The sequence below is a fragment of the Limobrevibacterium gyesilva genome (assembly GCF_025989185.1).
Taxonomy (GTDB): domain Bacteria; phylum Pseudomonadota; class Alphaproteobacteria; order Acetobacterales; family Acetobacteraceae; genus Limobrevibacterium; species Limobrevibacterium gyesilva.
Window position 1 is genome coordinate 1 of the sequence record NZ_JAPDNT010000055.1, and the last position, 11,546, is coordinate 11,546.

11 protein-coding genes and 1 pseudogene are annotated in these 11,546 nt (G+C 70.7%); 9 read left to right on the forward strand and 3 right to left on the reverse strand.

Going from position 1 to position 11,546, the window contains the following annotated elements:
• The 9 genes from OL599_RS25060 to OL599_RS25100 form a co-directional block, all read left to right on the forward strand.
• The coding region (locus OL599_RS25060; RefSeq protein WP_264716784.1) for an RsmB/NOP family class I SAM-dependent RNA methyltransferase at positions 1-997 on the forward strand (997 nt) is incomplete at its 5' end.
• A gap of 44 nt (positions 998-1,041) precedes the next feature.
• Positions 1,042-1,728, forward strand: coding sequence for a ribulose-phosphate 3-epimerase (gene rpe / locus OL599_RS25065; RefSeq protein ID WP_264716785.1), 687 nt, complete (start codon positions 1,042-1,044; stop codon positions 1,726-1,728).
• Positions 1,725-3,341, forward strand: a complete 1,617-nt coding sequence (locus tag OL599_RS25070; protein ID WP_264716786.1) for a heparinase II/III family protein — start codon at positions 1,725-1,727, stop codon at positions 3,339-3,341. Before rpe ends, OL599_RS25070 begins: the two co-directional genes overlap by 4 nt.
• A 253-nt stretch (positions 3,342-3,594) precedes the next feature.
• Positions 3,595-4,695: a glycosyltransferase family 4 protein gene (locus tag OL599_RS25075; protein WP_264716787.1), complete on the forward strand. Its 1,101-nt coding sequence runs from the start codon at positions 3,595-3,597 to the stop codon at positions 4,693-4,695.
• A 51-nt stretch (positions 4,696-4,746) separates the two neighbouring features.
• Complete coding sequence (gene purH, locus OL599_RS25080; RefSeq protein ID WP_264716788.1) at positions 4,747-6,321, forward strand: bifunctional phosphoribosylaminoimidazolecarboxamide formyltransferase/IMP cyclohydrolase; 1,575 nt, start codon at positions 4,747-4,749, stop codon at positions 6,319-6,321.
• Positions 6,322-6,328: 7 nt separating this feature from the next.
• On the forward strand, positions 6,329-6,937 hold the full coding sequence (locus OL599_RS25085) for a carbonic anhydrase (protein ID WP_264716789.1): 609 nt from the start codon (positions 6,329-6,331) through the stop codon (positions 6,935-6,937).
• An 88-nt stretch (positions 6,938-7,025) separates the two neighbouring features.
• On the forward strand, positions 7,026-8,270 hold the full coding sequence (locus OL599_RS25090; RefSeq protein WP_264716790.1) for a D-amino acid dehydrogenase: 1,245 nt from the start codon (positions 7,026-7,028) through the stop codon (positions 8,268-8,270).
• Between the two features lie 157 nt (positions 8,271-8,427).
• Positions 8,428-9,384 (forward strand): iron exporter MbfA, encoded by a 957-nt coding sequence (gene mbfA, locus OL599_RS25095; RefSeq protein ID WP_264716794.1) that lies wholly within the window; start codon positions 8,428-8,430, stop codon positions 9,382-9,384.
• A 96-nt stretch (positions 9,385-9,480) separates the two neighbouring features.
• Positions 9,481-10,023: a cytochrome b gene (locus OL599_RS25100; protein WP_264716791.1), complete on the forward strand. Its 543-nt coding sequence runs from the start codon at positions 9,481-9,483 to the stop codon at positions 10,021-10,023.
• Positions 10,024-10,046: 23 nt separating this feature from the next.
• Here OL599_RS25100 and recR read toward each other — a convergent pair whose 3' ends face one another.
• The 3 genes and pseudogenes from recR to OL599_RS25115 all read right to left on the reverse strand — a co-directional run.
• On the reverse strand, positions 10,047-10,640 hold the full coding sequence (recR, locus tag OL599_RS25105; RefSeq protein ID WP_264716792.1) for a recombination mediator RecR: 594 nt from the start codon (positions 10,638-10,640) through the stop codon (positions 10,047-10,049).
• A gap of 10 nt (positions 10,641-10,650) precedes the next feature.
• On the reverse strand, positions 10,651-10,974 hold the full coding sequence (locus OL599_RS25110) for a YbaB/EbfC family nucleoid-associated protein (RefSeq protein ID WP_264716793.1): 324 nt from the start codon (positions 10,972-10,974) through the stop codon (positions 10,651-10,653).
• Positions 10,971-11,546 (reverse strand): annotated as a pseudogene (locus OL599_RS25115) (DNA polymerase III subunit gamma/tau); the annotation flags it as partial. The pseudogene OL599_RS25115 and the gene OL599_RS25110, both read right to left, overlap by 4 nt.

The following is an 11,546-nucleotide window of genomic DNA, read 5'->3' on the forward strand; positions in this document are numbered from 1 at the left end:
GCCGCTGCTGCTGGAGACGCCGCCGCACGCCGCCGTCGCCACCGCCGTGGCACTGGCGCGCAGCCGCGGGCTGGTGCCGTTCTGCCCGCTGGTGAACGCGGTGCTGCGGCGCGTGGCCGCCGCCGGACCGGCGGCGCTGGACGGCTTGGACGGTCCGCGCCTGGATACGCCGTCCTGGTTGTGGTCCGCCTGGGGCGGCGAGGCGCGCGCCATCGCGGAATCGCATCTGCACGAGGCGCCGCTGGACCTGTCGCTGCTGCCCGGCACCGAGGCGCCGCCCGGGGGCGAGCCTCTGCCCACGGGCTCCTGGCGCTATCCGTCCGGCACGCGCGTCACCGCGCTGCCCGGCTTCGACACCGGCACGTTCTGGGTGCAGGACGCCGCCGCCGCCCTGCCGGCGCGGCTGCTGGCCGCCGCATCCGGCGAGCGCGTGGCCGATCTTTGCGCGGCACCCGGCGGCAAGGCGGCGCAACTGGCCGCGACCGGCGCCAGCGTCACCGCCGTCGAGCGCGATCCCGCCCGGGTGGCGCGGCTGCGTGAGAACCTGGCCCGCCTGCGCCTGCCCGCCGAGATCGTCACCGCCGACGCCGCGCAATGGCGCCCGCCGGCGCCGCTCGATGCCATCCTGCTGGACGCGCCGTGCAGCGCCACCGGCACCATCCGCCGCCACCCGGACGTGCTGCACCTGAAGCGCCCGCGCGACATCGCCGCCCTGGCCGCGCAGCAGGACGCGCTGCTCGCCGCGGCCAGCGAGATGCTGCGGCCCGGTGGGCGGCTGGTCTATGCCGTCTGCTCGCTGCAGCCGCAGGAAGGCGCCGAGCGCATGGCGGCCGCCCTGGCCCGCCTGAAGCTGCGGGCCGAGCCGTTCACCACGGCGGAAATGGCGGCGCTGCCGGAGGCTTTGACGCCGCAGGGCTGGGTGCGGACCACCCCGGCACTCTGGCCCGAGCGCGGCGGCATGGACGGATTCTTCGTTGCCCGGGCCGTACGGATATGAGGCGTCGCTTGTGTGCAACGGAGTCCAGTGTCTAGAAACAGCCGATGTCCCACGCGTCCATATCTTCATCCGCGCAGCGTATCGTCGTCGCGCCCAGCCTTCTGGCGGCGGATTTCTCGCGGCTGCAAGACGAGGTCGCCGCCATCGAGGCAGCCGGCGCCGACTGGCTGCATCTCGATGTCATGGACGGGCACTTCGTCCCCAACATCAGCTTCGGCCCACCGGTGATCAAGGCGCTGCGCAAGCACACGCGCATGCCGTTCGACGTGCATCTGATGATCGCCCCGGTCGATCCCTATATCGTCGCCTTCGCCGAAGCGGGGGCGGATCATATCAGCGTGCATCCGGAGGCCGGGCCGCATCTGCACCGGACGCTGCAGTTCATCCGCTCCCTGGGCAAGAAGGCCGGGGTGGTGATGAACCCGTCCACGCCCATCGAGGCGGTGATGTGGGTGCTCGACCTCGTTGATATCATCATGGTCATGACGGTGAATCCCGGCTTCGGCGGCCAGGCCTTCCTGGAGAGCCAGTTGCCCAAGATCGCATCGCTGCGTCAGGCGATCGACGCCAGCGGCCGCGCCGTGGCGCTGCAGGTGGACGGCGGCGTGACGGCGCAGACCGCCCCGCGCATCCTCGGCGCCGGCGCCGACACGCTGGTGGCGGGAACCGCCGTGTTCGGCGCTTCCGACTATGCCGGCGCCATCGCCGCCTTGCGATCGGCCGCTGGATGAAGCCCCCGACACCCGCCGGATGGCTGCGCGACGCACGCCGGCGCCTCGCCCGCCTGCCGAGCCTGCGCATGACCCGCCTGCCCGACGCCCCGGCCCAGCCGGTGCGCGACCCGTGGCCCGGCGACCCCGGGCGCGGCGCGGCCCTGCTGAAAGGCGAACTGGAACTGGGCGGCGCCACCATGCCGCTGCGGCCGGGCATGTTCGCCGAACGATCCGGCGCCGACCTGTCCGGCGCGCCGATGCTATGGGCGCTGGCGCACGGCTTCACCTGGCTGCGCGACCTGCGCGCCCTGGGCACCGACGCCGCCCGCCTGCGCGCCCGCGCGCTGGTGGCCGAATGGATCGCCGACACGCCGGTGGATGGCCTGCCGCAGCGGCCGGACGTGGCCGGCGCGCGCATCGCCGCCTGGCTGGGGCATTACGACTTCTTCGCCGCCAGCGCGGATGACGCGTTCCGCCAGAAGCTGATGGGCCGCCTGGTGGCCGATGCGCGCAGCTTGGCCGCGTCGCTGCCGCCGGAGGAACTGGATGCGCGCGCGCTCACCGCGCTGAAGGGCCTGATCGCCGCCGCCGTGGCCTTGCCGGACCATGCGGCGTTCCTGACCCGCGCGCTGCGCGTGCTGCCGCAGGAGATCACGCGGCAGATCCTGCCCGATGGCTGCCATTGCGAGCGCAGCCCGGCGCAGCATCTTGCCGCCCTGCAGGACCTCACGGAAATCCGCGCGCTGCTGCAGGCCGCCCAGGCGCAGCCGCCGGCTTCCCTGGCCGGAGCGATCGAGCGGATGGCGCCGGCCCTGCGCGCGCTGCGCCACGGCGACGGCGGACTGGCGCTGTTCAATGGCACCAAGGAGGAAAGCGCCGCCTTGATCGACCAGGTGCTGGCCCAGGCCGGCCGTGCCGGGCGGGCGCCGTCTTCGCTGATGGATGGCGGCTTCCAGCGGCTGCAGGCCGGACGCAGCGTGCTGATCATGGATTGCGGCGCGCCGGCGGCGGCGAAGATCGACCGCTTCGCCCATGCCGGCACCCTGTCCTTCGAGTTGTCGATCGGGCGCGACCGGATGATCGTGAACTGCGGCGCCGCCCCCGCCGCCACCGGCGGCTGGCGCGACGCCTGCCGCGCGACGGCCGCGCACTCCACCCTGGTCATCGCCGACACCAATTCGTCCGAGCTTCGCCCCGACGGCCTCGGCCGCCGGCCGGAGAAGGTCGAGGTCCAGCGCCAGGAAGCCAACGGCGCGCACTGGCTGGACGCCAGCCACGACGGCTATCACCGCCCGTTCGGCGCCATCCACCGCCGGCGCCTGTACATGTCCGAGAGCGGCGAGGATATTCGCGGCGAAGACGCGCTGGAGGCGCAGTCGCCGCAGCCCTACGCCGTGCGCTTCCACCTGCACCCGACAGTCGACGCCAGCGTGCAGCAGGACGGCGAAGCGGTGCTGCTGCGCCTGCCCAGCGGCAGCGGCTGGCGCCTGCGCGCCGACGGCGCCCGCATCGGCCTGGAAGAAAGCATCTATCTCGGCGGCCCCGAAGCACGCCGGTCGGAACAGGTAGTCCTGACCGGCTACCAGGACGGCCCCCAGCAGGTGAAATGGGCGATCACCAAGGTGGGGTAGCAAGGCCAGGGCTCTGCCCTGGACCCGGCAGGGCGCTGCCCTGCACCCGCCAAGGGCGAAGCCCTTGGAACCCGCGACTTAAGTGGTTTGGACAAGAGGGGGCCAACCGAGCAGGTGGCCACGGCAAGGTCGGCCCCCTCTTGTCCAAACCACTTGAAAGTACTGGGATCAAAGGGGCTTCTGCCCCTTTGCGGGTCCAGGGCGGCGCCCTGGTGGGGTCCAGGGGCAACGCCCCTGGCCTTCCTTCTCCGCCATGAAGATCGTCGAGATCACCAACGTGGATTTCTCGCTGCGGCATTTCCTGTTGCCGTTGATGCGGGGAATTCGGGCGCGTGGGCATGAGGTGGTGGGGGTCTCGGCCGAAGGGCCGTTGCTGGAGGTGGCGCGGGGCGAGGGGTTCCGGGTGGTGTCGCTGCCGTTGGCGCGCAGCTTCTCGCCGGTGGCGCAGTGGCGGGCGTTCCGGGCGTTGCTGGCGTTGCTGCGGGCGGAGCGGCCAGACCTGGTCCATGGGCACATGCCGATCAGCGGGTTCCTTGCCCGGGTGGCGGCGCGCGTGGCCGGGGTGCCGCGCGTGGCCTACACCTGCCATGGCTTCCTGTTCAACCAGCCCGGCCCGTGGTGGCGGCGCGGCATTGCGCTCGCGATGGAGTGGGTCGGCGGCCGGCTGACCGACGTGCACATGACCGTCTCCACCGAGGAAGCGGCGGACGCGCGGCGCCTGGGCATCAACCGCGGCTCCATCGCCATCGGCAACGGGCGCGATCCGGCGCGGTTCCACCCGGACCCGCAGGCGCGGGCGGCGATCCGGGCGGAGCTGGGCGTGCCCGAGGACCGGGTGGTGGTGGTCGCCGTGTCCCGCCTGGTGCGCCACAAGGGTCATCCCGAACTGCTGGCGGCGATGCGCGACGTGGACGCGGAATTGTGGGTGGTCGGTGAGCGACTGGAGTCCGATCACGGCGAGGACCTGGAGCCGTATTTCGCCGCTGCCGGCCTGGGCGAGCGACTGCGCCGGCTGCGCTATCGCGAGGACATTCCGGCGATCCTGGCCGCTTCCGACATCTTCGCGTTGCCCAGCCATTTCGAAGGACTGCCGATGTCGGTGATCGAGGCGATGCTGACCGGCCTGCCGGTAATCGCCACCAATATCCGAGGGCCGCGCGAGCAGGTGGTGGACGGCGAGACCGGCCTGCTGGTGCCGCCGATGCGCGTGCCGGAGCTGGCGGCGGCGCTGCGGCGGCTGGCGGCGGATCCCGGATTGCGGGCGCGCATGGGGGCGGCGGGCCGGACGCGGGCGCTCGAACATTACGACGAGGGCAGGGTTGTGGCGCGCACGCTGGACCTGCTGGGCCTGTAGGTCTATCCCGCGCCGGGCTTGGCCCCTTCCTTTCCGAATCCGGGTGGCATCATGACCGACATCGTCCAGATCCGCCGCGCGCTGATCTCCGTTTCCGACAAGACCGGCCTGGTGGCGTTCGCCCAGGCGCTGGCGGCGCGGGGGGTCGAGATCCTGTCCACCGGCGGCTCGGCGAAGGCGCTGCGCGATGCCGGCATCCCGGTGGTGGAGGTGTCGGAGCACACCGGCTTCCCGGAGATCCTCGACGGCCGGGTGAAGACCCTGGTGCCGCAGATCCACGGCGGCATCCTCGGCCGCCGCGACCTGCCGGAGCACGTGGCGCAGATGGAGCAGCACGCCATCGCGCCGATCGATCTGGTGGCGGTGAACCTCTATCCGTTCGAGGCGACGGTGGCCCGCGGCGCCGCGTTCGACGATTGCGTGGAGAACATCGACATCGGCGGTCCGGCCCTGATCCGCGCCGCCGCCAAGAACCACGATTTCGTCGCCGTGCTGACCGAGGCGGCGCAATACGAAGCGGTGCTGGCCGAGATCGAAGCCCAGGGCGGCACGTCATCGGCGCTGCGCCGGCGGCTGGCAGGCGAGGCCTATGCCCGCACCGCCGCCTACGACGCCGCCATCTCCGCCTGGTTCGCCGAGCAGCGCGGCGAGACCTTCCCCACCCGCATGACCGTCGCGGGCACGCGGCGCCAGGCGCTGCGCTACGGCGAGAACCCGCATCAGGCGGCGGCGTTCTACGTCACCGGCACCCGGCCCGGCGTGGCGACGGCGCGGCAGGTGCAGGGCAAGGAGCTGTCCTACAACAACCTCAACGACACCGACGCCGCGTTCGAAGCGGTAGCCGAGTTCGACGCGCCGAGCGTGGTGATCGTGAAGCACGCCAATCCGTGCGGCGTGGCCTCGGCGGACTCGGTGGCGGCGGCGTGGGATCTGGCGTTGCGCTGCGACCCGGTCTCGGCCTTCGGCGGCATCGTCGCATTGAACCGCACGCTGGACGAGGCGGCGGCCGAGAAGATCGCGGCGATCTTCACCGAGGTGATCGTGGCGCCGGACGCGACCGCGGGCGCGCAGGCGATCCTGGCGCGCAAGAAGAATCTGCGGCTGCTGCTGACCGGCGCGTTGCCCGATCCGGCGGCGCCCGGACTGACCGTCCGCAGCGTCGCCGGCGGCTTCCTGGCGCAGACGCGCGATGCCGGCCGGGTGTCCCGCGAGGCGCTGAAAGTGGTGACGAAGCGCGCGCCCACGGCCGCCGAACTCGATGACCTCGTCTTCGCCTTCCGCGTCTGCAAGCACGTGAAGTCCAACGCCATCGTCTATGCCAAGGGCGGCGCCAGCGTGGGCATCGGCGCCGGGCAGATGAGCCGGGTCGATTCCGCGCGCATCGCCGCGTGGAAAAGCGGCGAGGCAGCAAAGGCCGCGGGGCTCGACGCGCCACTCACCCAGGGCAGCGTGGTCGCCTCCGACGCGTTCTTCCCGTTCGCCGACGGGCTGGAAGCGGCGGTGGCCGCCGGCGCGACCGCGGTGATCCAGCCTGGCGGGTCGATGCGCGATGCCGAGGTGATCGCCGCCGCGGACGCCGGCGGCATCGCCATGGTGTTCACCGGCATGCGCCATTTCCGGCATTGAGGTGATCATGGACAAGCTTATTGAGGGCTACAGGCACTTCCGCGGAACAACCTGGCCGGACCGGCGGGCGCTGTTCGAGAAGCTGGCCCGCGAGGGACAGCGACCGCGCGCCTTGGTGCTCGCCTGTTCCGACAGCCGCGTCGACCCGACCATGGTGTTCGACGCGGCGCCCGGCGAGATGTTCGTCGTCCGCAACGTCGCCAACCTCGTGCCGCCCTACATGCCGGACGCCAACTATCATGGCACCAGCGCCGCGCTGGAGTTCGGCGTGTGTGTGCTGGAGGTGCCGGACCTGATCGTGATGGGCCACGCCATGTGCGGCGGCATCCACGCGCTGCTCAGGGGATATCGGGACCCGACCTCGGATTTCGTCAGTGACTGGATCCAGATCGCGGCGCCGGCGCGCGACCGGGTGCTGACATGCACGGCGGTGGACCAGGCGCAGCAGGCCTGCGAATACGAAGCCGTCAAGCTCACGCTGGCGAACCTGAAGACGTTCCCCTGGATCGCCCAGCGCGTACGCGACGGCCGGCTGCACCTGCATGGCGCGTATTTCGACATCCGCAGCGGCATCCTGGAGCTGCTCGGCAAGGACGGGGGCTTCGCGCCGGCCTGAATCACGGGTGGCTTTCCGCAGGATCTGTTGTCTATCGGCGCGGGTCATGCGGAAATGCGGCACCTGATCCTTCCGGGAGTGCCGTCACGTGAAAATCATCGTCCTCGGCGCCGGCATTGTCGGCATGACCACCGCGTGGTGGCTGGCGCAGGATGGGCATGAGGTGACGGTGCTGGACCGCGCGGCCGCGGTGGGCCAGGGCACCAGCTTCGCCAACGGCGCGCAGCTCTCTTTCAGTTATGTGGCGCCGATGGCCTCGCCTGCGGTGCTGCGCAGCCTGCCGAAATACCTGCTGGAGAAGGGCAGCCCGATCCGTTTCGTGCCGTCGGCCGATCCCGGCCAGTGGCTGTGGCTCGCGGAATTCCTGCGCGCCTGCAACGCGCACACCGCCGCCGCGACCACTGCGCAGATGCTGGCGCTGTCGTTCCACAGCCGCGATGCGCTGCATGAGATGCTCGCGCGCACGCCGATGGAGTTCCTGCACCGGCGCAACGGCAAGCTGGTGGTGCAATCCTCCCGCGAGGGCATGGTGGATGCCGAGGCGCAGTTGCGGCTGCAGGCCGCCATGGGCTGCGAGCAGCAGGCGCTGACCGCGCAGGACTGCCTGGCGCTGGAGCCCGGCCTGGAATCGATCAGGCACCGGCTCGTGGGCGGCATCTATACGCCATCGGAAGAAGTCGGCGACTGCCACATGCTGTGCCAGGAACTGCAACGCGTGCTGTCGCCGCGCGTGCAGTGCGCGCTGGGCACCGAAGTTCAGCAGATCGTGACCGCGAACGGGCGCGTGACCGGCCTGCGCACCGACAAGGGCGTGATGGAGGCCGACCTGTATGTGCTGGCCGCCGGGGTTGCCAGCCGCGTGCTGGGGCGCGACGCCGGCCTGCGCCTGCGGGTGCAGCCGATTCGCGGCTATTCCATTACCGCACAGGTGCGCAACGGCAACAGGGCGCCGGTGCGCAGCATCACCGACATCCACCGCAAGACCGTCTACGCCCCCCTGGGCGACTCGATCCGCGTCGCCGGCTTCGCCGAAGTGGGCGCGGCGAAGACCGAACTGCGCCCCGACCGCATCGCCACCCTGGCGCAGACGCTGGAGGAGACGTTCCCCGGCACCTGCTCGCTCGATGACGTGCGGCCCTGGTCCGGCCTGCGCCCGGCCACGCCCACCGACAAGCCGGTGATCGGACGGACGCGGCTGGACAACCTGATGTTGAACCTGGGCCATGGCTCGCTGGGCTTCACGCTGTCGGCGGGCAGCGCGCGCCTGCTGGCCGATATCGTCGCCGGCCGCCGCCCGGGCATCCCGGAAGCCGATTATAGACTTGCGATGTAGTTGCGACGCATTCTCATTATTTCGACTTCGTCTTGATCGTTGCACTTGCGAACGCCATAGTCCGCGCCGGCCGATGAATGCCCTGGCGGGCCGCCGCCGGGCCTGACGACTGTCGTATCGCCCGCTTCACGCGGGTGTGCAGCGCGAGGTGGAGCAGATGCGCAATTTCGACGAGCTGACCGAGAAGGAGATCCTCGCGCTGGCCATCGCCAGCGAGGAGGAGGACGGTCGCATCTACGCCGACTTCGCCGAGGGCCTGCGCGCCGACTATCCGGCCAGCGCCAATGTGTTCACCGAAATGGCCGCGGAGGAAGGCGAGCACCGGCGCCGGCTGATCGACCTGTACCGGCAGAAATTCGGCGAGCATATCCCGCTGATCCGCCGCCAGGACGTGCGCGGCTTCGTCAGCCGCAAGCCGGTGTGGCAGTTGCAGCCATTGGGGCTGGAGACGGTACGCCGCCAGGCCGAACTGATGGAGCTGGAAACCGCCCGTTTCTACCGCCAGGCCGCCAGCCGCAGCACCGATGCCTCGATCCGCAAGCTGTTGGGCGACCTCGCGGAAGCCGAGGTGGGACACGAGCACATCGCCGCGCAACTGATGCGCGAGAACCTGCCTGAGAACGTGCGCGCGCAGGAAGACGAGTCGGCGCGACGCTTGTTCGTCCTGCGTTTCATCCAGCCCGGTCTCGCCGGGTTGATGGACGGCTCCGTCTCCACCCTCGCGCCGGTGTTCGCCGCTGCTTTCGCCACGGGCAATTCGTGGGACGCATTCCTGGTGGGCATGGCTGCCTCGATCGGCGCAGGCATCTCCATGGGCTTTGCCGAGGCACTGTCCGACAACGGCAGCCTGACCGGCCGCGGCGCGCCGTGGCTGCGTGGCGCGATCTGCGGGGTGATGACCACGCTGGGCGGTGTCGGCCACACGCTGCCATTCCTGATCCCGAACTTCATGACCGCAACGATCCTGGCGATCGCCGTCGTGATCGCGGAACTGGCAGTCATCACCTGGATCCGCTGGAAATACATGGACACGCCGCCGGTGTCCGCGGCCATGCAGGTGGGCTTCGGCGGCGCCCTGGTGTTCGCGACGGGCATCCTGATCGGCAGCAGTTGATGCGAACGAATTGATTTGAATTACCGGGAATAAATTTGCTGTCCGAGCACTCCGCCCGTTAACTGGGCCGGCTCGTTGCCCAACATGGATGCAAACATGACCCGGATGCAGACGGCCTTCCTGCGCTATGACCAGAAAACCATCGTGCTGCACTGGCTGACAGCAGGGCTGATCGTGCTGCTATGGGGACTCGCGCAAATCATCGACGTCTTTCCGCGCGACTCCGACATGCGCGTGCATGTGCGTTCGGTGCATATCGTGCTGGGCGTGGCCCTCGGATTCGTTCTGGTCACGCGCATCCTGTGGCGCCTGCGCGACGGCCGCACCCTGCCGCCATCCGACACTGGCCTGCTGAACGTCCTGTCCCACGCCGCGCATTATGCGCTGTATGCGCTGATGATCGCCGAAGTGGCGCTGGGCCTCGCCACCGCCTGGACGCGCGGCGACAGCATCTTCAACCTGTTCAGCATCCCGCCCTTCGATCCCGCCAACACCGCACTGGCGCGCGAGACGCGCAGCCTGCACGGACTCGTTGCCAACCTGATCCTGATCGTCGCCGGCGCCCATGCCGCCGCCGCCCTGTTCCACCACTACGTCCGCCGCGACGGCGTGCTGCAGCGGATGCTGCCGGAAATGTAGGAAGCCGCCTCGCGGGCTCGTCGTCAGAACGGCCGGCGGGCCCGCAACGCCGCCGCCAGGGTGCCGTCGTCCAGCACGTCGAGCGCGCCGCCCATGGGAACGCCCTGGCCGACGCGGCTGACGGTGACGCCGAGGGGCTTGAGCTTCTCGGTGAGCCAATGCGTGGTGGTGGCGCCGTCCACGGTGGCGCCGAGGGCGAGGATCACCTCGGACACGCCGCCTTCATGCACGCGGGCCAGTAGGCTCGGCACATTGAGGTCGTCCGGGCCGGTGCCGGCCAGCGCGGACAGCGTGCCGCCGAGCACGTGATACAGGCCGCGATGCACATGCGCCCGCTCCAGCGCCCACAGGTCGCCCACGCCTTCGACCACGCAGATCAGGCTGCGGTCGCGATGCGGGTCGCTGCAGATGCTGCAGGGGTCGGCGCTGTCGAGATTGCCGCAGAGGCTGCACGATTTCACCGCCCGCGCGGCCTCGGCCATGGCGACCGCCAGCGGCAGCATGCGCGACTCGGGTTGCTGCAGCAGGCGCAGGGCGGCGCGGCGGGCGCTGCGCGGCCCGAAGCCAGGGAGCTTCGCCAGCAGGCCGATCAGGCGCTCGATTTCCGGCCCGCCCATGGGCGCTCTTTCAGAACGGCAGCTTCATTCCGGGCGGCAGGTTCAGGCCGCCGGTGACCTTCTGCATTTCCGCCGCCGCGGCGGCCTCGATCTTGCGCTTGGCGTCGGCATGCGCGGCCACCAGCAGATCCTGCAGCATCTCCATTTCCGCGGGGTCGGCGAGCTTCGGGTCGATGCGCACGCCCTTCAGCTCGCCCTTGCCGTTGAGGGTGACGCTGACCATGCCGGCGCCGGCGCTGCCGTCGAGCGTCATCGCTTCCAGCGCGGCCTGCATCTCCTCCATCTTCTTCTGCATCTGGGAAGCCTGCTTCATCAGGCCGGCGATATTCTTCATGACTGGTTCTCCCAGAAGTCGGATGGATCGTCGACGAACGCGGCGTCGACGGGGGCAAATTCGGGCATGTCGTCATCGCCACCGGCGATGACATCCGCCTCGCCGCCGAGCGTCGGCTCGGCGAGCAGGCCGTAGGCGTCGGTGCGGCTGTCGTGCACCGCTTCGATACGGGCGCCGGGGAAGGTGTCAAGGATGGCGCGCACCAGCGGGTGCTCGGCGGCGGCATTGCGGCGGGCGGTGTCGGCGGCCACGCCCTGCTCGGCCAGAGTCGGCTCGCCCTGGGCGGTGGACAGCGCGATGGTCCAGCGCGTGCCTGTCGCCTCCTGCAGGATGGCGGCGACGCGGGCGGCGAGGTCGCGCGGCGCGTCCGGCTCCGGCCGCAGCTCGATCACCGGGGGGGCGAAACGGACGAGATGCACGGAATGGACGAGGTGGCCGTGCAAGGTCGGCTCGCGCTGCTCGGCCACCAGGGCCGCGACATCGCGCAGGCTCGCCAGGCGCGGGCCGGGCGCTTGCGCGGGCGCCGGCTCGGCCGCCGCCATGCGGGCGGAGGCACCGCCGGCCACCGCGCG